This window comes from Nitrospirota bacterium (genome assembly GCA_035516965.1).
Lineage (GTDB): Bacteria > Nitrospirota > UBA9217 > UBA9217 > UBA9217 > MHEA01.
The window spans coordinates 1-23,257 of the sequence record DATIZR010000003.1; the positions used below are offsets into that span (position 1 = coordinate 1).

The 23,257-nt window shown below is 59.9% G+C and carries 26 protein-coding genes; 2 read left to right on the forward strand and 24 right to left on the reverse strand.

Going from position 1 to position 23,257, the window contains the following annotated elements:
- From VL197_00175 to VL197_00290, 24 genes are all read right to left on the reverse strand, one after another.
- Positions 1-432: branched-chain amino acid ABC transporter permease (locus VL197_00175; GenBank protein ID HUJ16391.1), on the reverse strand; the 432-nt coding region annotated here is incomplete at its 3' end.
- A gap of 113 nt (positions 433-545) precedes the next feature.
- Positions 546-1,640: a branched-chain amino acid ABC transporter substrate-binding protein gene (locus VL197_00180; GenBank protein ID HUJ16392.1), complete on the reverse strand. Its 1,095-nt coding sequence runs from the start codon at positions 1,638-1,640 to the stop codon at positions 546-548.
- Between the two features lie 198 nt (positions 1,641-1,838).
- Positions 1,839-2,519, reverse strand: a complete 681-nt coding sequence (gene thiE, locus VL197_00185; protein HUJ16393.1) for a thiamine phosphate synthase — start codon at positions 2,517-2,519, stop codon at positions 1,839-1,841.
- Entirely contained in the window at positions 2,446-3,792 is a 1,347-nt protein-coding gene (gene accC, locus VL197_00190) for an acetyl-CoA carboxylase biotin carboxylase subunit (protein ID HUJ16394.1), read from the reverse strand. The genes thiE and accC overlap by 74 nt, the downstream gene beginning before the upstream one ends.
- Positions 3,793-3,879: 87 nt before the next feature.
- Positions 3,880-4,356: an acetyl-CoA carboxylase biotin carboxyl carrier protein gene (gene accB / locus VL197_00195; GenBank protein HUJ16395.1), complete on the reverse strand. Its 477-nt coding sequence runs from the start codon at positions 4,354-4,356 to the stop codon at positions 3,880-3,882.
- 146 nt (positions 4,357-4,502) lie between these two features.
- Positions 4,503-5,069 carry an elongation factor P gene (efp, locus tag VL197_00200; protein ID HUJ16396.1) on the reverse strand — a complete coding sequence of 189 codons (567 nt, stop codon included), beginning with the start codon at positions 5,067-5,069 and terminating at the stop codon, positions 4,503-4,505.
- Positions 5,070-5,138: 69 nt separating this feature from the next.
- Complete coding sequence (locus VL197_00205) at positions 5,139-6,221, reverse strand: aminopeptidase P family protein (GenBank protein ID HUJ16397.1); 1,083 nt, start codon at positions 6,219-6,221, stop codon at positions 5,139-5,141.
- Entirely contained in the window at positions 6,218-6,667 is a 450-nt protein-coding gene (gene aroQ / locus VL197_00210) for a type II 3-dehydroquinate dehydratase (protein ID HUJ16398.1), read from the reverse strand. The genes VL197_00205 and aroQ overlap by 4 nt, the downstream gene beginning before the upstream one ends.
- A 75-nt stretch (positions 6,668-6,742) precedes the next feature.
- Complete coding sequence (locus tag VL197_00215; protein ID HUJ16399.1) at positions 6,743-7,099, reverse strand: roadblock/LC7 domain-containing protein; 357 nt, start codon at positions 7,097-7,099, stop codon at positions 6,743-6,745.
- Positions 7,100-8,716 carry a tetratricopeptide repeat protein gene (locus VL197_00220; GenBank protein HUJ16400.1) on the reverse strand — a complete coding sequence of 539 codons (1,617 nt, stop codon included), beginning with the start codon at positions 8,714-8,716 and terminating at the stop codon, positions 7,100-7,102.
- A gap of 76 nt (positions 8,717-8,792) precedes the next feature.
- Entirely contained in the window at positions 8,793-10,001 is a 1,209-nt protein-coding gene (gene coaBC / locus VL197_00225; GenBank protein ID HUJ16401.1) for a bifunctional phosphopantothenoylcysteine decarboxylase/phosphopantothenate--cysteine ligase CoaBC, read from the reverse strand.
- 5 nt (positions 10,002-10,006) lie between these two features.
- Positions 10,007-10,450, reverse strand: coding sequence for a DNA-directed RNA polymerase subunit omega (gene rpoZ, locus VL197_00230; GenBank protein ID HUJ16402.1), 444 nt, complete (start codon positions 10,448-10,450; stop codon positions 10,007-10,009).
- A 28-nt stretch (positions 10,451-10,478) separates the two neighbouring features.
- Positions 10,479-11,093, reverse strand: a complete 615-nt coding sequence (gene gmk, locus VL197_00235; protein HUJ16403.1) for a guanylate kinase — start codon at positions 11,091-11,093, stop codon at positions 10,479-10,481.
- Entirely contained in the window at positions 11,090-11,341 is a 252-nt protein-coding gene (locus VL197_00240; protein HUJ16404.1) for a DUF370 domain-containing protein, read from the reverse strand. Before VL197_00240 ends, gmk begins: the two co-directional genes overlap by 4 nt.
- Before the next feature lie 15 nt (positions 11,342-11,356).
- Positions 11,357-12,238 (reverse strand): YicC/YloC family endoribonuclease, encoded by an 882-nt coding sequence (locus VL197_00245; protein ID HUJ16405.1) that lies wholly within the window; start codon positions 12,236-12,238, stop codon positions 11,357-11,359.
- A gap of 64 nt (positions 12,239-12,302) precedes the next feature.
- Entirely contained in the window at positions 12,303-12,689 is a 387-nt protein-coding gene (locus VL197_00250) for a hypothetical protein (protein ID HUJ16406.1), read from the reverse strand.
- Between the two features lie 22 nt (positions 12,690-12,711).
- Positions 12,712-13,416, reverse strand: coding sequence for a signal peptidase I (lepB, locus tag VL197_00255; GenBank protein ID HUJ16407.1), 705 nt, complete (start codon positions 13,414-13,416; stop codon positions 12,712-12,714).
- A 146-nt stretch (positions 13,417-13,562) separates the two neighbouring features.
- Positions 13,563-15,374 (reverse strand): translation elongation factor 4, encoded by a 1,812-nt coding sequence (gene lepA / locus VL197_00260; protein ID HUJ16408.1) that lies wholly within the window; start codon positions 15,372-15,374, stop codon positions 13,563-13,565.
- Between the two features lie 104 nt (positions 15,375-15,478).
- A complete protein-coding gene (locus VL197_00265; GenBank protein HUJ16409.1) occupies positions 15,479-16,441 on the reverse strand; it encodes an ROK family protein in 963 nt (320 codons plus the stop codon).
- A gap of 120 nt (positions 16,442-16,561) precedes the next feature.
- The gene (locus VL197_00270) at positions 16,562-16,969 is read right to left on the reverse strand and encodes a DUF2752 domain-containing protein (GenBank protein HUJ16410.1); all 408 of its coding nucleotides are present in this window, start codon (positions 16,967-16,969) and stop codon (positions 16,562-16,564) included.
- A gap of 16 nt (positions 16,970-16,985) precedes the next feature.
- Positions 16,986-17,744: a YIP1 family protein gene (locus VL197_00275; protein ID HUJ16411.1), complete on the reverse strand. Its 759-nt coding sequence runs from the start codon at positions 17,742-17,744 to the stop codon at positions 16,986-16,988.
- Positions 17,745-17,990: 246 nt separating this feature from the next.
- Positions 17,991-18,509, reverse strand: a complete 519-nt coding sequence (locus tag VL197_00280) for a MogA/MoaB family molybdenum cofactor biosynthesis protein (GenBank protein ID HUJ16412.1) — start codon at positions 18,507-18,509, stop codon at positions 17,991-17,993.
- 158 nt (positions 18,510-18,667) lie between these two features.
- Entirely contained in the window at positions 18,668-20,419 is a 1,752-nt protein-coding gene (locus VL197_00285) for a diguanylate cyclase (protein HUJ16413.1), read from the reverse strand.
- Between the two features lie 35 nt (positions 20,420-20,454).
- The gene (locus VL197_00290; GenBank protein ID HUJ16414.1) at positions 20,455-21,840 is read right to left on the reverse strand and encodes a TldD/PmbA family protein; all 1,386 of its coding nucleotides are present in this window, start codon (positions 21,838-21,840) and stop codon (positions 20,455-20,457) included.
- Between the two features lie 370 nt (positions 21,841-22,210).
- Between VL197_00290 and VL197_00295 the strand changes: the two genes are divergently transcribed.
- Both VL197_00295 and VL197_00300 read left to right on the forward strand, forming a co-directional pair.
- Positions 22,211-22,579: a response regulator gene (locus VL197_00295; protein HUJ16415.1), complete on the forward strand. Its 369-nt coding sequence runs from the start codon at positions 22,211-22,213 to the stop codon at positions 22,577-22,579.
- Positions 22,580-22,610: 31 nt separating this feature from the next.
- Positions 22,611-23,255: a tetratricopeptide repeat protein gene (locus tag VL197_00300; protein HUJ16416.1), complete on the forward strand. Its 645-nt coding sequence runs from the start codon at positions 22,611-22,613 to the stop codon at positions 23,253-23,255.
- Positions 23,256-23,257: the final 2 nt, after the last annotated feature.

Consider the following 23,257-nt stretch of genomic DNA (forward strand, 5'->3'; position numbering starts at 1 on the left):
GTTGGCGCCTAAGATCGTGAGCCCTTCCGAGGGAAACTGGGGGGGAAGGTTCTTGTACTCCTTTCCCTGGCTCAGCATCACGAAGTTCTGGAGGATGATTGACATGCCGACGGCGCTGATGAGCGGCGCGAGCTTGGATGCGTTCCGGAGCGGGCGGTAGGCCAGGCGTTCGATGGTCGCGCCGAACATGGCACAGAAGAGCATGGAAACAAGGACCGTGATAACCAGCGTCAGGGCGAGGCTGTAGGAGGGGAGCCCGAGCGCGGTGAGGGCGCCGAAGACAATGATGCCCAGGTAGGCGCCGAGCATGTAAACTTCGCCGTGCGCGAAATTGATGAGCTGCAGGATGCCATAGACCATGGTGTACCCGAGCGCGATCAGTGCGTAGACCGCACCCAGGGCCAGGCCGTTTATCAGCTGTTGCGTGAACATAGGATCAACCGGGGACAATAAAGGGAAAATGAAAAATTCGAAAGGGCAACGTTGCCCGGCACGTCACTGCCTTTCAATTTGTGCAGGTTACCGCTTGCCGTGTGCGATGCCCCTCACCGCACTTCCACGAACTTCCCATCCCTGACCTGCCATACCACGTAGGGCGCCTTGGCAACATCGCCGTTCCGGTCGAAGGAGATGTCGCCGAATGCGCCGTGAAAGGTGTTCTTCGATATGAAATCGGCGACCTTCAACCCGTCCGTCGTCCCCGTCTGCTGCATGGCGGTCAGGATGATATTGGCTGCATCGTAGGCATAGATCGAGTAGGGCCCGGGCTCTCCGTATCGTGCCTTGTACTTTTCGTTGAATGTCCGGGACGTCGGCAGACCCGAGGGGTCCTTGCCGAAGGTCACATAGGTCCCCTCGGCAGCCTTTCCCGCAATGGCCACGAACGTCGGGTCGTACACGCCGTCCCCGGTGATCATGGGTATGTTCATGCCCACTTCCTTCGCCTGGCGCACCAGCCTGCCCGCTTCGGGATAGACGCCGCCGAAGAAATAAACGTCGGGCTTCTTTTCCTTCATTGCCGTCAGGACGGCCTTGTAATCGGGGTCCTTCGTCTGGATCCCGTCATAGAACGCGACGGTCACCTTGTTCTCGACGGATTTCCTGAAATAATCCGCGAGACCCTGTCCGTAGGTCGTCTTGTCGTGCAGGATCGCCACCCGTTTCGGCTTCAGGGTCCTGAGAACGAATTCCGCGGCAACGCCGCCCTGCTGGTCGTCGGTGCCGCAAACGCGAAAGATGGTTTTAAAGCCCTGCTGGGTCAGCCGCGGATTCGTCGAGGCGGGGCTGATGGCGACGATCCCGGCGGCGTCGTAATAGGGCGCCGCGTTGATGGAGCAGTTGGAGTTCCAGTGGCCCACGACGGCAGTCACCTTCTGGTTGACGAACTTGTTCGCGATCGACACCGCCTGCTTGGGATCCGACTGATCATCACCGGGCACGAGCTGGACCTTTTTCCCGAGGAGGCCGCCCTTGTCGTTCCATTCAGTTACGGCAAGCTCCGCGCCGTTCCTGAGATCGATGCCCATTTTGCTCTGGTCTCCCGTCATGGGACCCGCGGCGCCGATCTTGATCACGGTATCATCCTGCCGGGTGCAGGCGAACAGAAGCAGGATAACGATGATGGAGAGAAGTTTCTTCATGGTGCCCCCCTAACCCGGACAGGCCGGATCAAAACCAGAAGCTAAAGGCGTCTCTCGCGGAGCACGCGGAGTACGCAGAGTTTAAAACCAAAACCCGAAAGTCTTTCATGGCGAATTATTTTTTGATTTTCTCTGCGAGCTCAGCGCCTCTGCGAGAAATTTTCTTGCCGTCTTATAAAGAATTTGATTTGTTAGGTACTACGTGATCAGACCAATGAGTTCGGCCGCTGCCCGCGACGGGTCCGGGGCCGAAAGAACCGCTGAAATGACGGCAACACCGTCGGCGCCTGCGCTCATCACCGCGCGGATGGTGTCCCGGTTGATGCCGCCGATGGCGATGACCGGGACCCGGACGGCCTGCTTGATGTCCCTGATGCGCTCCACGCCCTGGGCAACGCCGGCGTCCTTGGTCGAAGTAGCAAAGATCGGGCCGAAGCCGATGTAATCGGCGCCGGCAGTTTCCGCGGCCAGCGCCTGTCCCCTGCTGTGCGTCGACAATCCGACGATCTTCCCTTCGCCGAGTACTTTCCGCGCTTCCGCGATCGGAAGGTCTCCCTGGCCGAGGTGAACCCCGTCGGCCCCCGTCGCAGCAGCAATATCGGCATGATCGTTCACGATGAAGAGCGCGCCCGCCCCCCGGGCGATGCCGGCGAGCTGCAGGGAAGCGTGATAGATGTCCTTCCGGGGCTCGTTCTTGCTGCGATACTGAAAGAAGCGCACGCCCGCCGCGAGGGCGGACAGCATGACCTGTCCGGGCTCGCCGCGGAGCAGGTCGCGGTCCAGGATCAGGCAGAGCCCTTTGATGTCATTTCGCCGGAGTATTGTACCGCTCCATGAATTTCGTGGAAATGTCGCCCTTCCGGAAATCAGGGTCCTCAAGGATCTTCCTGTGCATGGGGATCGTGGTCTTGACCCCTTCGATGATGAACTCGTCGAGCGCGCGCTCCATCCGCATGATCGCCTCATCCCGGGTCGGTGCATGCACGATCAGTTTTGCGATCATCGAGTCATAGTAGGGGGGAATCACGTACTGGGTATAGGCGGCCGTCTCCACGCGCACGCCAAGCCCTCCCGGCGGATTGAAGGCCGTGATGGTCCCCGGCGACGGCGTGAATTTCTCGGGGTCCTCCGCGTTGATCCTGCACTCGATGCTGTGGCCGCTGACCCTGACGCTGTCCTGCGAGAACGAGAGCGGCTCTCCCGCAGCGACCCGGATCTGCTCTTTCACGAGATCGATTCCCGTGACCATCTCCGTCACGGGATGCTCGACCTGGATCCTCGTGTTCATCTCCATGAAATAGAACTTGCGGTCCTCGTCCATCAGGAACTCGATCGTGCCCGCGTTCCGGTAGCGCACCGACTTCGCAATGGCGACGGCCATCTCGCCCATCCGCTTCCGCAAACCCTCGTCGACGATGACCGAAGGGGCCTCTTCGATCAGCTTCTGGTGCCTTCGCTGGATCGAGCATTCGCGCTCTCCCAGGTAGACGGTATTCCCCTTCTCGTCGGCCATGATCTGGATCTCGATGTGGCGCGGCTGCAGGATGTACTTCTCGATATACACGTCGGCATTGCTGAACGACGCCAGCGCCTCGGCCTGGGCCATCACGAAAGCGTTCGCAAAATCGGCCTCGGCCATCACGACCCGCATGCCCTTGCCTCCGCCGCCGGCCGCGGCCTTCACGATGACCGGGAAACCCAGTTCGCGCGCGATCTCGATGGCGCTGCTCTCCTCCGTCACGACGCCGTTGCTGCCGGGCAGGACCGGGACGCCGGCCTTGACCGCCATCTCGCGCGCTTTTGCCTTGTCTCCCATGAGCTTGATGCTCTCGGGGCTCGGCCCGATGAACCGGATCCCCGTGGAATTGCAGACCTCGGCGAAGCTTGAGTTCTCGGCCAGGAAGCCGTAGCCCGGGTGGATGGCCTCGGCATCGGTGATCTCGGCTGCGCTGATGATGCTCGGTACGTGGAGGTAGCTGTCGGCGCTCTTGGGAGGGCCGATGCAAACGCTCTCATCGGCGAACCGGACATGCAGCGAATTCGCGTCCGCCGTGGAGTGTACCGCGACGGTCTTGATGCCCATTTCCTTGCACGCCCGGATGACGCGGAGCGCGATCTCGCCGCGGTTGGCGATCAGTATTTTTTTAAACACGCATAACTCCTCGAAGAAGATCAGATGTCATGTTTCAAATGCCGGAGAGTTCCCTGCTGCCGGATTTGCTTTGCGGCCGGTGCCGTGCTATGCCGGCTCGATCACAAAGAGGGGCTCACCATACTCCACCGGCTGTCCGTTTTCCGCAAGGATCTGGACGATCTTTCCGGCCGTCTCGGACTCGATCTCGTTCATGAGCTTCATTGCCTCGATGATGCAGAGCACCTGTCCCTTTTTCACCACGGCGCCGACCTCGACGTACGCCGGTTTTTCCGGCGAACTGGAGCGGTAGAACGTACCCACGATGGGTGAGGTCACCTTTGTCTGGTTCGACGTGGCGGGCTCCGCGGCCTTTTCCGCGGGAGTCGCAGCGGCCGGGGTTTCCGAAACAACGGGCGCAATAATGGCGGAAGGCGGATAGTCCATGCGCGGCATGGCCGGATGGTACGTGACGTCCCCGCCCTTCCGGAGCCGCACTTTCACGCCGGAACGCTCGATCTCGACCTCCGAGATGTCCGTGTCCTTCAACATCTCTATCAGTTCCTTGAGCTCTTTCAGGTTCATGGTTACTCCTTTTCCAGGATGTGTGGCAGGGAGGACCGCTTACGCCATCACGGTGATCACGCACACCGGTCGGGCGTATCAAGGCACCGACTTCGGCAGCAGCCCGCGCCCCGGCCTGCAGGAGAGAACGCTCTCTTTCCCCGCTATTACTTCTTGACCCGCTCGATGAATGTCCCGGTGCGCGTGTCCACCTTGATTATGTCCCCCTCGTTGAGGTAGAAGGGGATCTTCACCACTGCTCCGGTCTCGAGGGTGGCCGGCTTCGATCCGCCCGATGCCGTGTCCCCGCGCACCCCGGGATCCGTCTTTGCAATGGCGAGCTCAACGAACATGGGGATCTCGATGTTGATGGGCTGCCCCTTGTGATAGAGGACCTTGATCTCCATGTTCTCCTTGAGGTAGTTGATGTTGTCGCCGAGCTGCTTCTCGCTCATCGAGACCTGCTCGTAGCTGCTCGTATCCATGAACACGCGGTCCTTATCGGCTGCATAGAGGTACTGCATGTTCTTTTCCTCAAGCTCCGGGACGTCGACTTTTTCTCCGGCCCTGAACGTCTTGTCGGTCACGTTGCCCGTTTTGAGGCTCTTGAACTTGGTCCTCACGAACGCCCCGCCCTTTCCGGGCTTCACGTGCTGGAACTCCACGATCACGTAGGGTTCGCCATCAATCTCTATTTTCAATCCGTTTCTGAATTCCGTTGTCGATACCGGCACCTTCTTGCTCCCTCCCTTTCATTCCGTGTTTTTTCGCCGTTTGCTGCAAAAACGCATCGCCAGGCCGCGCTAGAGGTTCTTCAGTCCCTCCAGCTCCCGCGGCAGACTCGTGAGCGTCTTGACCCCTCTGTTCGTCACCAGCACCATGTCTTCGATTCTCACGCCGCCCCAGCCGGGGACATAGACACCCGGCTCGACGGTGAACACCATGTCCTCGGCTACCCGGTCCCTGGACAGCGGTGAGAGGGAGGGTCCTTCATGCACCATCAGCCCGATGCCATGACCGGTCCCGTGGCCGAAGTGCTCTCCGTGCCCCGCGTCCCTGATGATGTCCCGGGCAACAGCGTCCAGGGCCTTGCAGGCCATGCCGGAGCGCACGCACCCGATCGCCGCTTCCTGGGCCGCCTGCACCAGCGCATGGATCTCCCGCTGACGCGGAGAAGGCCGGCCCACGCAGTAGGTCCTCGTGATGTCCGAAAAGTATCCATCCGCCTCGGCGCCGAAGTCAAAGGTGACAAGATCGCCCTGCCGGATGCGGCGGTCAGTCGTGGACGCGTGCGGCATGGCCCCGTTCCTGCCCGAGGCAATGATCGTGTCGAAGGCCGCCTTGCGTGCGCCCCTTTCGCGCATCAGGAATTCGAGCATGAACGCCAGGTCCCGCTCACGGGCTCCCGGCCGGATGTACTTTTTCAGCTGGCGGAATGAATCTTCAGCGCGCAGGACCGCCTCCCGGATGTGTCGCAGCTCCCGGGCGTCTTTCCGCTGCCTCAATTCCCCGACGAGGTCGCGATACTCCTTGGGCCGCAGGCCCTGCTTCCGGAGCTTCCTGATGCTGTCGATCGTCACGTGCGTCTCGTCGAACCAGAGGTTCTCGACGCCCGCCCGCTGAGCGGCCTCCCGGAGAGCCGCGGGAAAATCCTTCTTCTGGATAAGGACGCGTACGTCCGACGTTTCCCGTGCGGCTTGGAGCTTATACCGGAAATCGGTGATCAGCCAGGGCCTGCCCGCGGCGACAAGGACCGACCCCGCCGAACCGGTAAACCCGGTGAGATAGCGCACGTTCTCGCGTTTGGTCACGAGCAGCGCCGTGACCCCTTCCGCCTTCATCAGTTTCCTGAGTCCGTCGACGCGGTGCTGTTCCGGCTTGGTCATGGGTTCCGCCTGCCGTTCTTCACCTGCGCCACAGCCGCCCGGAGCGCGAGCAGGTAGCTGTCCGGGCCGAAGCCGGTGATCTGGCCGACTGCCACACCCGAGATATACGAATGCTTTCTGAACTCCTCGCGGCGGTAAATGTTGGAGATATGGGCCTCGATCGTGGGGATTCCGGTCGAGGCAATCGCGTCCCGAAGCGCCACGCTCGTGTGCGTATAGGCGCCCGGATTGATCACGAGCGCGTCATAGATTCCCATCGCGTCCTGGATCTTCTGAACCAGCTCTCCCTCGTGGTTGGACTGGAAAAAGGAGATCTCCGTCCCCAGTTCCCGCGCCAGAGCGGCCATGCGGCCGTTGATGTCCTCAAGCGTGAAGGTTCCGTAGATATCGGGCTCTCGTCTCCCGAGCATGTTCAGGTTCGGCCCGTGGATGATCAGGATGTGCATGTTTCCCCCCGCACAAAATAAAAAACTGCCTGAGGCAGTTTACGAATTGGACAGGAAACGCGCGAATATCGCTTCCTAAAATTCTTTCAGCAGTTTGGGCACCGACATGCGGAGGAGGAACCTCCCTTTGCCGAAGTTCCCCTCAGGGCTTATGATCAGGACGAAGAAATACTCGTCATTCAGGCGGCGCAGCATGATCATTGCCTTCTCGGCGATGACCGTCACTTCCCTCGTTGTGCCGAGGTGGGCCGCCTGCGATCCCTTTTCGATCTCCTTCAGCAGCGCGGAGTATTCCACGGTCATGGAGAGAAGATCCATTTCCCTGTTTACGGAATATTCCTCCACCGGAATGCCGTCAAGGCCGACGATCAAGGCGCCGAGAGCCCCATCCGTGCCGTGCACCACTTCTTTGAGGATGTCGGAAAAGGGCATTTAAGACTCCTTCTTGATGTTCTTGAGCCAGCTTTCCAATCGATCGACCGTCTCTTTTCTGCGTGCTGTTGAGGGTCGTTCCCCGGATTCCCTCTTTCCAGCGGTCTGCCCGGGCTGCGTCTGGACCGGGCCCCGGGGTGCATCCGCGGCATCGGGCGCCGGGCGCCGGGGAACAGCATCGGGAGGCACGTATTCCCGTGGTTCGAACCCCACATCAAAATGCTTCGGCTGCGTCCTCGTGCCGGCCGCCTTCGGCATGTCGCGCCCGGCGTCCGGGGTCACCCGCGTGGCAGACAGTTCCCAGTCATCGAGCCGGGGCTGTTCTGCCGACGGTGCCGTGAAGATATCCGCCTCGCGGGAGTTCTTCGGCTCTTCCTGATCCGGCACTCCCTCTGTATCCATCGCAAGGGATGCCGCTTCAGAATCAGCGGTATCAGCGGGTGCAGCGGCTGCAGCCATGGCACGGACATGAGCCAGCTTGTCCTTCAGTCCCTTGCTGTTCGGGTTGTCGACGAGCATTCGCTCGTAGATGTCGACAGCCTTCTCGAAGAATCCCTGTGAAATATAGAGTTCCGCGAGCGTGTCCGTCGTAAAATCGTCCGACCGCTTTGCCGTTTCTTCGGCTGGTTCTGCGGCAGTTCCCGGGTGTACGTCGAGCTGCGACGGCGATTCGTCGAAGGGAGCGACAGGCTCCTCGACCGCGAAGGGTTCGTTCAGTGCAAAGAGCGCATCGCTTGCCGTTTCCTCTTCGTCTTTTGCGAGCGGCTCCTGAAGGGTGAACGGCTGGTTCAGGTCTGCGAGGGTGTCTTCACTGCCTTCCGGTCGTGCCTGTTCTGGAAGGTCCTCGACGGCGAAGGGTTCGTTCAGAGCGAAGAGCGCATCGGCGGCTTCCTCCTCCGCCGGCTGAGCGGCATCCTGCGCGGGTTCGGACAGGAAGTCCATGACCGCAGGAGGTGGCAGCAGGTCGGACTCGGCAGCGGCCGGTGCGGCCTCAACCGCGTCGATAGGCTCGACCACGAGGACCTCTTCCGGTTCTTCGTCCGCGGGCGCCATCGCCGTGCCGGAAGGCAATCCCCCCTGCATGCCTGCCGCGGCGCCTGTCAAGGGCTGCTGCCGCGTTCCCGTCTGCGGCCGGCCGGCTGGGGCGCGCTCCTGTTTGCGTGCAGGCTCCTCGGAGACCTTCGGCCTGGCGAGGTACTGCTTGATGTCACGGCCGGCCTCTGCCTCCGCGACCAGCTTTGCCGTCTCAGAATCCTTCGGGTTGAGAGAGAGCACGATCTTATAGTGATTCAGGGCGTTGTCGGGCCTGTTCTGCAGCGCGTGCAGGTCGCCCAGCTTCCTCTGGGCCATGAGGTTGTCCGGGATGGCCTTGATAACCTCTTCAAACTCCTTCTGCGCACCGGGCAGGTCTCCCTTCTCGATCAGGAGTTTTCCCAGAAAAGAACGGGCCGTCACGTAACCGGGATTGTTCTTCAGACCCTCGGTCAGCACATGGATGGACATCTCCATATCCCCGGCCTTTTTATACTCTTCTGCCAGCGGCACGAAAAGTTTAGACTTGGGATCCTTAGCGATACGCTCCGTTAATTTCGCTATTTCGGAGGTCTCTTTATCCATTGATTTTGCTTTTCAAATCAAACTGATGCCGCAAAATTTTACCAAAAAGCGATAAGTAAAGTCAAGGCAAAATCCTTTATCTTTTCTTGAGTTCTACTATTTTGTCCATGATCCGGGCGGCTATTTCCGCTTTCGGCATCAAGGGAATTTCAGTCATGCCGCCGGAACGTTCGATGAGCGTCACACTGTTCGTGTCGACTGCAAAGCCCGCTCCCTGCTTCGAAAGGTCATTCGCAACGATCAGGTCAATGTCCTTTTCCTTCATTTTTTTTTGTGCATTATCCAGAAGATCGTCGGTCTCTGCTGCAAACCCGACAAGAAGAGGCCGGCCGGGCAACCTGCCCACCGTGGCCAGGATGTCCTCGGTCCGCGCCAGCTCGAGCATGGTTGCCGCTTCCTGCTTCTTGATCTTGCGCTCGGACGATCGGGCGGGCTTGAAATCGGATACCGCTGCAGCCATGATGAGGACGTCCGCCCGCGTTCTATGCTCCAGGACGGCCTGAAGCATATCGGCGGCGCTCGTGACACGGATGAGAACGGGCCCCCTCGGAGGGATGACCTCGGTCGGGCCGCTGATCAGGACCACGTCCGCGCCGCGCCCGTACGCGGCAGCGGCAAGAGCGAATCCCATCCTCCCCGTTGAGGGGTTGCTGATGAACCGGACGGCGTCGATCCGTTCCCGGGTGGGGCCCGCGGTAACCACGATCTTGATGCCGGCAAGATCTCCCGGGGGAAGAGCTGCCGCTATTTCCCGGAGAATCAGGTCGACATCGGCCAACCTTCCCTGGCCGACGGTTCCGCAGGCGAGCTCTCCCGTTCCGGGCTCGACGAACCGGATGCCCTGTGCCCTCAGCAGGGCGATGTTCCTCCGGACGACGGCGTTCCGATACATCCGGTCGTTCATGGCGGGCGCCATGACCACGGGGCATTCGACAGCCGTCAGGGCCGTCGTGAGAGTGTCATCGGCGATGCCGGAGGCGACCTTGCCGATGACATTGGCCGTGGCAGGAGCAATGACCGCGAGGTCCAACCCGCTGGTCAGGTCGATATGTCCGATGCCGGGCTGTTCCCGGTCCTGAAACTCGGCTCCGGGCACCGGGTTCCCGCTCAGGGTCTCAAAGGTAAGACTGGTGACGAAGCGTTCGGCGTTCCTGGTCAACACGACACGAACATCGGCTCCCTGCTCCCGCAGCCGGCGCAGAAGCTCGACAGCCTTGTATGCCGCGATACTGCCGGATACTCCGAGCAGGATCCGCTTCCCTTCCAGTCTCGTGCGCGGTTCCACTGCGGCTACTCTCCGGTCTCGTCCGACTCCTCGACCTCTGCGGACTCTTCCTCATCGCCGGCGATGCCCTCGTCCGACTCGGCGGCCAGTTCCTCCTCGCCTTCCTCGCTCTGTGACTCCGAGAGATAGGCGCTGAGTTCCTTGCGGATCTCCTCCTCCTTGGCGGAGAGCTGCTCCTCCAGGCGGGCGCGCTCCTCGCGCTTCCGGAACTCCTCCTTCGCCGTAATCGCATCCTCGCCCACGATGATCCGGTACTTGCCGAGCAGGCTCTCCTCCAGGGCAATGGTGGTGTCCTTGATGGACCTGGTCGCGACGAGCATGGGAGACCCCGACGACAGCTGCCGTACACGCTGGGACGCGATGTGTACCAGCCGGAACTTGGTGTCGGAGATCTTGTCCGTGAGTTGGATCGGCAGGGAGATTATGTCCTCTGCTTGCGGTTGCTGCATAGTTCACCTCCTGAATTAATTTGGTTTGTCATGATAAAAGACCCTGCATCCACGCGGGATCGATCAACTGGGTGCGGCATCGTTCGGCTGTGATGACGGAACGGATTTCCAGAAGCGCCCGGTCGAAATCCCGGTTCACGATCACATAGTCGTACAGCGTGTAGTCGCGCATCTCGTCCTTCGCGCGCCGCATCCTTTTTCTGATCTCGTCCTCATGGTCCGATCTGCGATTGCGGAGACGCTCTTCCAATATCTCCAGCGACGGGGGCATGATGAAGACGAACACCGCACGTCCTTCATACTTGTCGCGGATCTGCTTGGCCCCCTGCGTATCGATGTCGAGGATCACGTCGATTCCCTCGGCGCGCATCCCGTCGAGCACTCGTCTCGACGTCCCGTAGAGATGGGAATGCACCTCCGCCCATTCCGCAAAATCACCGGCCTGGACCATCTGACGGAACCGGTCGGGCGTCACGAAGTAGTAGTCCCGCCCGTCGATCTCTCCGGGCCGCGGATTCCTCGTGGTATAGGAGATCGAATGGCGCAGGTTCTCCAGCTTGACCGTCAGTGCGCGGCAGAGGCTGGTCTTGCCGGCGCCTGACGGGGCCGAGACGACGAACAACAGCCCTTCTGTTCTCTTCATTCGTGCACCTGCCCGGCGAACCTCTGCATCAGCGTTTCAACCTGAACAGCGGAAAGAATGACGTGGTCGCTGTCCGTGATGATGATCGAACGCGTTTTTCTTCCCTGGGTGGCGTCGAGCAGCATCTTGCGCTCCCGGGCGTCATCTTTCAGGCGGCGCATCGGCGCCGAGTCGGGAGCGAGAACGGCCACGATCTTCGACGTCATCACGAGGTTCCCGTAGCCGATGTTCACGAAGCTTTTGGTCATGGACTGCGCCGCCCCCTACTCGACGTTCTGCACCTGTTCCCTGATCTTTTCCAGCTCTGCCTTGATTTCGACCACGTTATGAGCTATCTGCGCATTCATGGCCTTGGAAGCAATGGTGTTGGCCTCCCGGCCCATTTCCTGCAGCAGAAAATCGAGCTTTCGTCCGGCCGGTTCCGAGGCAGCCGCTGAAACCATCGACCGGAACTGGCGCAAATGGCTGCCGAGCCGGGTCAGTTCCTCGGTCACGTCCGTCCGTTCGGCGAGGATTGCTATCTCCTGCGCTACCCTGACCGGATCGGGCTGCTCCTTGAGGAGCTTCCCGAGGGTGTCGGACATCCTCTTCCGGGCCTGTTCGATGCTGAGCGGTGAGAGCGCCTCAACGGCCTGCATCAGTCCTTCGATCAGGTCCAGCCTGCGCATGATGTCGACGGCAAGTGCCCTGCCCTCTTCTGACCGCATGGCATCGAGCTCAGCGAGCGCACCCCCCAAGCCCTCGGAAATAGCCTGCCAGAGGGACTCGACGTCCTCTTTTTCCTCCGCAACGCTCACGAGCCCCGGGACGCCGGCGATCAGGGCGAGATCCGGCTCGCCGCCCAGCGCATGGCGCTCCTTGATGCCCTTCATGGCCTGCACGTACTGCGCCAGCAGCCGCTCGTCGATGATGATCCTTCCCGGGCTCTCCCGCTCCCCGGTCCGGCTCAGGAACACATCGATGCGCCCCCGTGAGCAACGCTCCTGGACGGCCTTCCGGATCCGCGGCTCGAGGGCCGAAAAGGAGCGGGGCGCCTTGATCTGGACATCAAGGAACCGGTTGTTGACGGAACGGATCTCGATGGTCACCTGAACACCTTGCGACTCGATCCCGCACCGTCCGTAGCCCGTCATGCTTCGCAACAATGGCGACACTCCTCGTCGTGCCGGGAAAAAACAAGCTGCCGGCCCTGATTTGTCAAGCCGGGGGTTACCGGGTAATGCTCATGAAACTTTCTTCGACCGCGGGCTCGAAATGGAACGTGTGCCGGTAGGCTCCCCAGAAAAAGACCTGCTCCACGTCCCATCCACCCTTCGTGGTGATCTTCATCCTGCGCCGTTCCTCGTCGCGCTTCAGAATGAAGCTCTCCTCGGTCAGGGGCAGGTCGAGTTCCCGCGCCTTGGTGACCAGGTCTTTCATTATTTCCTCGTCCTTCAGGACCTGTGCGACGCCCGCCTTGACGGTCATCTCATCCTGCATCCTGCTGTAAGCCATGTACATCGGTACGATCTTCACGCCGACATGGATCACTGCAAATGCAACCAGGAAAAAAAGAAACACGCTGAGCCTGCTCCCGCCGTTTGTCTTTGAAAGCATGTTCATCGTCCCCCTCGCCTTTCTATCTGATCAGGCTGCCGATCCGCTCCCATCTGACCCAGCGTCCGTCGCCGTCCCAGGACCAGTAAATGATCAGCGCCCTGCCCAGTATCTTGTTGAATTTCACGAACCCCCAGAAGCGGCTGTCCTGGCTGTTGTCGCGATTGTCTCCCATCACGAAAACCGAGTCCTTCGGCACCAGCCACGGTCCGTAGTTCTTCCCGGACTGGTCCATGAGGTACTGGATCTGGTGGGTGACGGCACCCAGCTGCTCCAGGTAGACCATGGGTTTTCCGAAGGACTGCCCCTCTTCCACGCTCTTATCCGCGGGCGGCGCCGCCGGGGTTATCACAACTGCCTGATCATTGATCATGAGCTTCCCGTTGACGATCTGGATCTTGTCTCCGGGAACGCCCACGACACGCTTGATGAAGTTCTTGTCCTCGTTCTCGGGATACTTGAACACGATGATCTCTCCGCGCTTCGGCTCTTTCCAGGTGAAGATCCTGCTGTCCGTGAAGGGAATGCGCGGCCCGTAGACGAACTTGTTCACGAGCAGGTGATCGCCGATCGTGAGCGTAGGGATCATGGACCCCGACGGTATTTTGAATGCCTCCACGGCGAATTGCCTGATGAACAGTGCAATGATGCCCGCTATCAGGAACGGCTCGATCCACTCCTTGTAAAACGACTTTCTTCTGTGACTTTCCTGCTGAACTTCTGACATCAGGCCTCCGGGACGGCTTGCAGAGCAAGTCGCATTCTCCATTTTAGTGTGGAAATTGTAATTTTTATAAAATAATAACCGCAGGTTCTTGACATCAACGTACCGTTTACTGTTTTCAATGTGCAAGTTCCCATTCTGTCCGGTCTCTACTCTCCCACCTTCAGCACGGCCAGGAAGGCCTCCTGCGGCAATTCAACGCTGCCCACCTGTTTCATGCGCTTCTTGCCTTCCTTCTGCTTCTCGAGCAGCTTTCGTTTTCGCGTGATATCTCCGCCGTAACACTTCGCCGTCACGTCCTTGCGGAGCGCTCTGACCGTCTCGCGCGCAATGATCTTTGCCCCGATCGCGGCCTGAATGATCACCTCGTAGAGCTGCCTCGGAATCACTTCCTTGAGCTTCTCTGCGAGCTGCCTGCCGCGGATCGCGGCCTTGTCCCGGTGCGTGATGAGCGACAAGGCGTCCACGGGCTCGCCGTTCAGCAGCATATCAAGCTTGACGAGGTCGGATTCGACATAACCCGAAAGTTCGTAATCGAGCGAGGCATACCCCTTGGTCAGGGACTTGAGCCTGTCGTAGAAATCCATCACGATCTCGTTCAGAGGCAGATCATAGGTGATGAGCACGCGGTCTTTTGTGATATAGGTGATCTCCTTTTGGATCCCCCGCCGGTCCTGACACAGCGCAATGAGCGACCCCACGTATTGCTCCGGGGTGATAAGCGAGGCCACAATCATGGGCTCTTCGATGCGCTGGATGTCCTGGATGCCCGGCAGCTTGGCGGGATTGTCGACCATAACGATCTCGCCGTTGTTCTTCGTCACCCGGTAGACCACCGTCGGCGCCGTAGGAATGAGATCGAGCTGGAACTCCCGTTCAAGCCGCTCCTTTATGATGTCCATGTGCAGCAGGCCCAGGAATCCGCAGCGGAACCCGAACCCGAGGGCAAGCGATGTTTCGGGCTCGTAGCTGAAGGAGGAATCGTTGAGCCGCAGCTTTTCCAGGGCATCGCGCAGGTCAGCGTAATCGTCGCTGATCACCGGGTAGATCCCGGCGAAGACCATGGGCTTTACTTCCTTGTACCCGGGAAGCGGTGCGTCCGCCGGACGGTCGGCGTCCATGACCGTATCACCGATCTTTGCGTCCGATACCTTCTTGATGCCTGCGATGATGCAGCCCACATCGCCCTGGGACAGTTCCGTGGTCTGGTGCATCTTGGGAGTGAAAATGCCCACGGACTGCACTTCATAGACGGCGCCGGTGGAATTGAGCCTTATCTTCATCTTCGGCCGCACGGACCCGTCCACGACCCGCACGAGGATGACTACGCCCTGGTAGGTGTCGTACCAGGAGTCGAACAGGAGAGCGCGGAGGGGCCCCTCGGGGTCCCCCCGGGGCGCGGGGACATGCCCGACCACGGCCTCAAGGATCTCGTGGGTCCCGATCCCCGCTTTCGCGCTCGCCGGGATCGCTCCCGATGAATCCAGGCCGACCAGATCCTCGATCTGGTGCTTCACTTCCTCGACGTTCGCACTCGGCAGGTCGATCTTGTTGATGACCGGAATCATCTCGAGGTTGTGATCGATGGCCAGATAGGCGTTCGCCAGCGTCTGAGCCTCGACGCCCTGCGAGGCGTCGACCACGAGAAGGGCGCCCTCGCAGGCCGCCATGCTCCGGGACACCTCATAGGTAAAGTCCACGTGTCCGGGCGTATCGATCAGGTTGAGGATGTAGTCCTGCCCGTCATCGGACCGGTATGTCAGCCGAACTGCGTGGGCCTTGATCGTGATGCCCCTCTCCCGCTCGAGGTCCATATCGTCGAGCACCTGGTCAGTGCCGGCCGCGGCCATTTCCCGGTCCGACAGAGCGCCCGTATATTCTAGGATCCGGTCGGCAAGCGTCGACTTGCCGTGATCGATATGCGCGATGATGCAAAAGTTCCTGATATTCGTACTTGCCATAATGAATGACGGAAAACCAAGACAGCAAATCCCGATCGTCATCCAGCATCTCCTGATCCCTTGTCCGGCTCATCGGGATCGGGAGCCTGTATACGATCTGCTGTTTACTTCTTTCCCCCCGATTGCGTATTCTGCAGGTGAAGCGCCGTGGCCGCTGCGCCGACGATACCCGCGTCATCCCCGAGCATGGACGGCACGATCTCGGTCCGTTCGGCAGGTACCTGGAACGCCCGCCGCATGACCTCTTCACGGGTGGAGCCGATGAACAGTTCCCAGGCGTCCTTCACCCCGCCGCCAATCACGATCATCTGCGGATTGAATATATTGATCAGACTCGCGATGCCAATACCGAGCATACGGCCCATGTCCTTCATGACCGATCGGGCAACGGAATCGCCGTCCCGCGCGGCCTTATAGATCTGTGCTGAGGTGACTTCCGCTGCCTGGGACGTCCCGGTCTGCAGGAGCGCTTCGCGGTAGCTCAGCACAATGCCGCGCGCCGACGCGTACATTTCAAGACAGCCGGTGTTGCCGCACCCGCACTGCCGTCCGTCGGGGATCAGCGTCATGTGGCCGATCTCTCCCGCCATCCCGTCGGCGCCCTGCCATATCCGGCTGTCCAGGACGATCCCGCCGCCCACACCCGTCCCGAGCGTCAGCAGGATCATGCTGTTGATGCCCCGGCCCGCACCGCGCCACTGCTCTCCCAGTGCTGCCGCGTTGGCGTCATTCTCTATGATGACCGGGACCTGCAGCGCCTTCTCCAGCAACTCCCTGAGGGGGAGGTTGTTCCAGTCGGGGAAATTGGGCGATTTCACTACAATGCCCTTCTCCATCTTGATGACACCGGGCGCGCCGACGCCGACCGCAGCCACACTCAATCCCCGCTCGACAGCGACCTCCCGCAGGCGCTCGATGTTCTCGACCAGTTGGGCAACGACGGTCTTCCAGCCTTCAGAAGAGCGGGTTACTTCCTTTTTCTTGACGATAATCTCGCCGTCTGCGCTCAAAAGCGCGACTCTCAGGTTTGTCCCTCCGAGGTCTACGCCTATCACCGTACGGCTCATAATACACCTTCCGTAACTGTTGAAAATACCTGGATTCTTAAAAGATGGTTATATTAGCATACTGAAGAATAAATGTAAATAATATTGTTGATTTCATGGGAAAAAACGAGCGGGATGCAATCAGAGAACGAAGAAAAGATACATCCAGTTGGATAGCAGGATCAGGACAGCCACAACGCGAAACGCGTTCTTTTCACGGTCAGAAAGGGCAATTCTGAACCCCGGAAGTTCCGTGACCTTCGCCAGTATTCCGTAAAAGAGACCCAAAAAGGCGACCGTACAAAGCATGCAGATGAGCGGGTTCATTGCCAGGGCTGCGGTGAAATCCCCATGCGCCAGATGAACGATCGAGCGGGTCGAGCCGCAGGTCGGGCAAGGCAGGCCGGTAAGCGCTTTAAACGGACAGGAAGGCGCAACTGCGAGCACCGGCAGGAACCTCGCCGCGACCAGCGCGAGCAGGGCGATCAATCCGTAAATGATACCGAACTCGATCCCGCCCCGCTCCCGCTTCCGGAACGTCACCTCCATGATTCCTCTCCGCTGATCATTTCTGCAGTTCCTGCAGCATCACGCCGAGCGATCCGGCTGCCGCGCCCAGAAAAATCACAACCCCGAGCGCCAACAGGCCGCAGCAGATGATGAGAGGCAGGAACACGGCGACAGTCGCTTTTCCTCCCGTCGTCTCATGTGCCTCCCTGAGGCCGATGATGGAGAGCACGATAGCCCAGGCTCCCGCGATCAAGCCCCCGCAAAAGGGAATGACCATGAAGATATTCGCGCTGTACCCGTAGGAAACCACGCGAAACGTCCCTTCAAAGCCGGCTTTGGACCCTTTTACGAGCATGAGGCAGAGGTGGAGAATACCGGCTGACACGAACAATCCGATGATGATGACAAAGGGAGAAAAAAAGGCAAGGAGGGCCATGCCGATGCCCCCCAACAGGCTTTGGCCCATGCCGAACTGCATGCCAGGCATGGCGCCCTTCGCGACGATCTGCCAGAAGTATGAAGATATCAACCCCGTCATCCCGATGATCAGGGCATAGAGCAGGGGGTTCGTCAGGCCTCCGGTCACGGGCATCTTCCTGAAAAATTCGGTAGGACGGAAGAGCGATTCGACCAGCGTTCTCAAGAGTCCGGCCCAGAAGCCCCGTGCCTCGCGGTCCTCCCAAGGCGTTGTTTCCCTGCTTCCGGGGCCCGGAGCCGCTTCGGCAGGAGGAAACTCTCCACGAAGCCTGGCTCCGCAGTGCTGGCAGAAAAGCTGATCGTCGGCCACTTCGTTGCCGCATTGAGGGCAAAACATAGAACCTCCTGACAGGATGCATGAGGAATGGGAAATAAGTGTATCATAGTGAAGGATGAGACTCAAATGGAAATTTCGACAGGAAGGAGAACCGTGCGGGGACTGCAGTGGAGCCCCCACCGGCAGGAGCCGGGGGATTGCAAGCCGCGGGATTCAAACACCGCGCTGGAGGGACAGAGGTCCCCGGGCCCGATGGGGTAGGAGGCCGGGGCAGGGCGTTCATTTCCGCTACGCGCCAGTCGCGGGTCAGGCGGGGCTGTGATCCTGCGTCTCTGCACAATCAGCGGGATCCCCCTTGATCTTCTCGATCGCATGGGGAAGCGCTGCAAGGACGACGGCGAGATTTTCCCGGACGGCCTTGGGACTGCCGGGGAGGTTTACGATCAGCGTCTGCTTCCGGATGCCGGTAACAGCGCGGGATATCATGGCACGGGGAGTTTTCTTGAGGCTTTCGGCGCGCATGGCCTCTGCCATGCCCGGAAGTTCGCGGTCGATCACGGAGAAGGTGGCCTCGGGGGTCACGTCGCGGGGAGCGACCCCGGTGCCGCCGGTCGTGAGAATGAGGTCGATGCCGCCTGAATCGGACAGCCTGGAGAGAGCGTCGATGATGATCTGTTTTTCGTCGGGAAGGATGGCATAATGCTCGACCGCTGCCCCGATCCCTGCGATCATTTCGCGTATGACCCTGCCGCTCTCATCCTCACGCTCGCCCCTCGAGCCCTTATCGCTCAGGGTAATGACGGCAGTACGTATTTTTGTTTTCATTCGTCGTATCATCCTTCCCTGACCCGTACGGGCTGAAACTACTGATGTGGTAACCACCGTCCCCGAACACGCGTGAACACGGTCTCAACAACTCATCCACGAGGAGTTGCAAGCCGTGACTATCAATGTGTCCGAGAATCGGACCCTTTCATTGCGCCTCAGCCCACGCTTCCCTGTTCTTTTACCACAGCTTCGGGCCGGATGACAACAACCCTGTTCCGCCCGCCCTCTTTTGCTTCATAGAGCGCCCGGTCGGCGCTCCTGAGCACCTCCTGCGAGGGGGAGCCGGATACATAAGCGGCAACGCCGATGCTGACCGTCATCCTGACCGGTCCGTCGGGTCCGGGAAAAGGCCTGGCCTCGACCTTTTTTCTCAGAACCTCCGCGTGGTACCCGGCACCGTCGAGATGGGTGTCCGGCATGACGATCACGAACTCCTCCCCCCCGAACCGCGCGACCGTGTCTGTTTCGCGCACATTCTCCCCGAGCATTTTGGCAAGTTCGCGGAGAACCGTGTCGCCGGCCAGATGGCCAAGCCTGTCATTCAGGAGCTTGAAGTGGTCGATGTCGATCATCATGAGCGAAAGTTGGGAGTTCTTCCGCCTGCTGTGCCCTTTTATCTCCCTGTCCAGGAGTTCGTCGAAATAGCGGCGATTGCTCACCTCCGTCAGACTGTCGGTCTGGGCAAGCTGGGAGAGCAGCCGGTTGGCGGCAACGAGCTCCGACGTCCTCTCTTCGAGCTCCCGCTCGGTCTTCACCCGCTCCGTGATGTCGCGGACCACCTGGACCACATAAGCGACCCTCCCCTCCTCCATGACCGGCGCGCAGATGCTGTGCAGGTGCCTCGCATCCCCGCCGCGGAGACTGATGCTGCACTGGCTCTCCATCATGGCTGCGCTCTTGAGAACCTCGCCGATGCCCCTGAAGGGGCAGCATTCCTTCTGCACGCAGTCGGGCTTGATCACCCCACCCGCCTTTTCGAGGGCCGGCACGAGCTCATATACGCGGGGATTGCTCTGGATGATACGCATGCTTGTGTCGACGAGCAGCACGCCATCGGGCATCGCGTTGAACATGCTCTGCAGTTCGTTCCGGAACCGCATCGCCTCACGGTTGTGCGCGAGTTCTTTCTCCTTGTCGAAGTTTGCCCGGTGCAGGCTGTTGATGCGGTCCAGCATGCTGATGAAACCCCGCTGGAGCACTGCGAGCTCGTCCGAGCCCGTATCGGGAAGCAAGATGTTCTCATCCCCGGCCTCCGCCCGGGCCATCGCCCTCCTGAGCTCCTCCACGGGAGTGTGCACGAAATGGCGCAGCAGGGCTACGAGTACGGTCATAAGCAAAGCGACCATGATCGTGGTCCAGAGCAGGATGCTGTTCCGTCTGGCTGTAATGAGCGGTTCTATACCCTGAAGCGAAAAATCGATGCGCAGAATGCCGTTCAGGAGGCGATCGCTGCCGTGACATCGGTAGCACGGGGCCTGGTTGGCTATGGGAGAATAATAGGAAAGGGAGGCTGTGCCGTGGTCGTGGAGGTCGCTCCGGTCGCCGGAGGCAATGGCGGCGAGAACCGACGGGGGGATCGGGAGAGTGCGCTCACCGGGTCCGATGCCGGACCGGCGCAGCAGCTTCCCCTCTTCGTCGTAGATCACGATGCGGTCAATACCGAAGGAGGACCGTGCCTCTTCGATGATGCGCTGGACATCGAGGTGATTTCCGCGACGCATCGCTGCGATGACGTTGCCCTTGACGGTCCCCGCAAGGGCCGCCAGGTTCCGTTCCGATGTCCGGATGGTGTCCTTCCGCATGATCCGGATGTCCATCGCCGTGAACCCGCCGATTACCGCGGCGAGCACGATTACGAGCGCCACCGCAATCCTGAGCTCAAGACTTCTCTGAATGAATCGCACCATGCTTCTGTACGAACGGCTCACGCCCGTTGCCTTTCCTATCCCATTACACCGCCGACGGTGATTCGGGGTATCCTGAGCGTGGGTTGGGCATCGCTCACCGGCGATCCCTGCCCGTCCTTGCCGCAGGTGCCGATGGAGAAGCCGAGATCAGTACCGACGCTGTCGATGGACATCAACACCTGCGGGCCGTTGCCGGTCAGGGTCGCGCCGCGCACCGGCTCGACCACGCGGCCGTTTTCGATCAGGTATCCTTCGCTCACCTCGAAAACAAAATCTCCGTTCACCGTGTTTACCTGGCCGCCGCCCATTTTTTTGACAAAGAGCCCCCGCGGCGTCGACCGGAGGATCTCGTCCGGGTCGCTCCCGCCGGACACGATCATGGTGTTCGTCATCCGCGGGATGGGGCGGTGTTTATAGGATTCGCGTCTTCCGTTGCCAGTTGAGGAAACACCATCCTTCAGCGCCGTGAGACGGTCGTACAGAAACGTCTTCAGGATGCCCCGGTCAACCAGGAGCGTCCTCTCCGCATCAGATCCTTCGTCATCGAACCGGAAGGAGCCCCGCCTGCCTGCCAGGGTCGCGTCATCCACGACCGTGACAAGGGGTGACGCTATGCGCTGCCCGATCCTGCCCGAATAAACGGAGAGGCCGGACTGGGCGAGATCCGCTTCGAGACCATGCCCCACGGCCTCATGAATCATCGTGCCGCCCGCTTCCGACGAGAGCACGACCGTCATCTTGCCTGCCGGCGCCCTGCGTGCGGCAAGCATGATGATTGCGCGCCTCGCGGCCGTCTCTGCGGCCTGTTCCAAGGGGTAGGCATCCAGCAGCTCAAGGCCGGCTGAACCACCGACCGGCTCGTATCCGGTCTGGACCACGTCTCCGTCGGCCGCCACCACCTGGACGAACGCCGTGAGATACAGCCGGTCGTCCTCAACAAGGGCTCCGCCGGAATTGGCCACCAGCACGCGCTGGCGGCTCTCGCGGTACACCACCATTGCCTGCCTGATGCGCGGATCAACGGCCCGTGCGGCCTTGTTGGCCCGGAGCAGCATCGCGATTTTTTCAGCGACCGTGACCGCTTCCGGCGGTTTCCTGACTGGAAGGTCCACGCGGGGCTTCTTCCGCGACAGGCTGATCTCATGGCCGTCTGCGCCATCCTCGGCGGCCTGCCGGACAGCATCGGCGGTCGCCAGCAGGGCGTTCGTGTTCAGTTCGTTGGTGTAAGCGTAGGCCGTGCGCTGGCCGAAGATCAGCCGAACACCCGCACCCGCATCAATGCCCGACATCACCTTTTCGATCCTGCCGTCCTCGCATGCAATTGACAGCGGCGTCGTTTGCTCAACATACAGATCCGCGTATGTGCCGCCGCGGCTCAATGCCTTCTTCAGAACCGCAGCATAATCAATGTCCTCGAACATAAGCCCCTCTCTGCGAACCCGGAACCATGGCACCCTGAACCGGCAACGAAAACTCGGCCTATGATACTCCCGGATAGATCGATTTTCAACTTTTATTTTAATTTACACTTTTTTTTGGACAGTACCGAAAATTCCGTCGTCCAGCGCCCCGCGCTTGGTCGAAACATGCAGTTTTCAGCCGAAGGGAATGTATCGACAAAGAAAAACCGGATTGAGCGGCGGCCAGCCGATCTCTCGGACGATGTTGGCATTGCCCGTCCCTCCGACCGGCCGCCGCTTTTCAGGCTTGACAAATTTTGAATTTAGGGCTACTATTTTTTTAAATTCAATTAATTTTTGTCTATTCCTCATCCGTTCAATGGAAACACTTATGGATCAAAAGAAAATCCTGATCGCAGACGACAATGAGAACATACGGGAAGCACTCACCTATCTTCTTGAAGATGAAGGCTATGCGCTGTCGCTCGCAAAGGATGGCGCAGAAACGCTGACGAAAGTCCGGGAAGTCCATCCAGACATTCTCTTCCTCGACATCATGATGCCGGAGATCAACGGCTACGACGTCTGCAGGGCAATCAAGGCAGACCCTGCTTTGAAGAACGTCTACGTCATCATGCTTACCGCCAAGGGCCAGGTGGCCGAACAGGAGCGCGGCAAGGAAGTCGGTGCCGACGAGTACATCGTAAAGCCTTTCAGCCCCATGGAAATCCTCACCAAGATCAAGAATATCCTGGATTAGCCCGCCTATGCCTTCTTCCGTTCAAAGACGCATGGCCGAACAGTGGTATGAATCGGGCCTTGCGCTGTTCGAGCAGGAGCGGTACCACGAAGCACTCATAGAATTCCTCAGGGCTGAGAACGTCTTCCGGGAACTGGATGCCCGGGGCCAGCCCTTTTCGCGTCCGCTCGCGAATGGGATATCCGGTCTCGCGAACACGCTGGTCATGTCCGGCCGGTGCTGCCAGAAACTCGGCAACTATAGCCAGGCGATCACCCATTACGAGACCAGCCTCATCAATGCCAAGTTTGAAAAAAAGAAGCCCTTTCACGAATTCCTGAAACAACTCACCGAAGACATGACCTATTGCTACGAACGGGTTCTGGACGGTCTTTCCGTTGACGAACGGAACAGGCTGATCGAGCGCGACCCCGATCTGGACGTGTCGTTCCGGTTCCCTTATTCACTCCCGCCGGCCCTCATTCCTCTGGCGCGTCTCTATGACCTTGCCCCGCAGCGCTACAGCCGGTATGCACCCTTCTATGAGCGCGCCCAGGAGCGCGATGCCAGCCTTCGGCGGTCATCGAGGACTTCGGATGAATCTGCCATGAAGAGAATGAGCTTCTACGTCTGGGGCATTCTGTCAGCGGTATGGATCATGTATGCCCTCATCGTGATCCGGATCCTGGTGAAGTAGTA

Coding starts and splice junctions, on each gene's coding strand:
- VL197_00215 (HUJ16399.1), bottom strand. CDS start 7,099: ATGCCCTTTTCCGACATCCTCAAAGAAGTGGTGCACGGCACGGATGGG.
- aroQ (HUJ16398.1), bottom strand. CDS start 6,667: ATGCACATCCTGATCATCCACGGGCCGAACCTGAACATGCTCGGGAGA.
- VL197_00300 (HUJ16416.1), top strand. CDS start 22,611: ATGGCCGAACAGTGGTATGAATCGGGCCTTGCGCTGTTCGAGCAGGAG.
- VL197_00295 (HUJ16415.1), top strand. CDS start 22,211: ATGGATCAAAAGAAAATCCTGATCGCAGACGACAATGAGAACATACGG.
- VL197_00265 (HUJ16409.1), bottom strand. CDS start 16,441: ATGAGCCGTACGGTGATAGGCGTAGACCTCGGAGGGACAAACCTGAGA.
- VL197_00280 (HUJ16412.1), bottom strand. CDS start 18,509: ATGAAAACAAAAATACGTACTGCCGTCATTACCCTGAGCGATAAGGGC.
- VL197_00205 (HUJ16397.1), bottom strand. CDS start 6,221: ATGACCAAGCCGGAACAGCACCGCGTCGACGGACTCAGGAAACTGATG.
- VL197_00290 (HUJ16414.1), bottom strand. CDS start 21,840: ATGTTCGAGGACATTGATTATGCTGCGGTTCTGAAGAAGGCATTGAGC.
- VL197_00240 (HUJ16404.1), bottom strand. CDS start 11,341: ATGACCAAAAGCTTCGTGAACATCGGCTACGGGAACCTCGTGATGACG.
- VL197_00220 (HUJ16400.1), bottom strand. CDS start 8,716: ATGGATAAAGAGACCTCCGAAATAGCGAAATTAACGGAGCGTATCGCT.
- VL197_00250 (HUJ16406.1), bottom strand. CDS start 12,689: ATGCTTTCAAAGACAAACGGCGGGAGCAGGCTCAGCGTGTTTCTTTTT.
- accB (HUJ16395.1), bottom strand. CDS start 4,356: ATGAACCTGAAAGAGCTCAAGGAACTGATAGAGATGTTGAAGGACACG.
- lepA (HUJ16408.1), bottom strand. CDS start 15,374: ATGGCAAGTACGAATATCAGGAACTTTTGCATCATCGCGCATATCGAT.
- VL197_00285 (HUJ16413.1), bottom strand. CDS start 20,419: ATGGTGCGATTCATTCAGAGAAGTCTTGAGCTCAGGATTGCGGTGGCG.
- gmk (HUJ16403.1), bottom strand. CDS start 11,093: ATGAAGAGAACAGAAGGGCTGTTGTTCGTCGTCTCGGCCCCGTCAGGC.
- VL197_00180 (HUJ16392.1), bottom strand. CDS start 1,640: ATGAAGAAACTTCTCTCCATCATCGTTATCCTGCTTCTGTTCGCCTGC.
- rpoZ (HUJ16402.1), bottom strand. CDS start 10,450: ATGCAGCAACCGCAAGCAGAGGACATAATCTCCCTGCCGATCCAACTC.
- lepB (HUJ16407.1), bottom strand. CDS start 13,416: ATGTCAGAAGTTCAGCAGGAAAGTCACAGAAGAAAGTCGTTTTACAAG.
- VL197_00270 (HUJ16410.1), bottom strand. CDS start 16,969: ATGGAGGTGACGTTCCGGAAGCGGGAGCGGGGCGGGATCGAGTTCGGT.
- VL197_00275 (HUJ16411.1), bottom strand. CDS start 17,744: ATGTTTTGCCCTCAATGCGGCAACGAAGTGGCCGACGATCAGCTTTTC.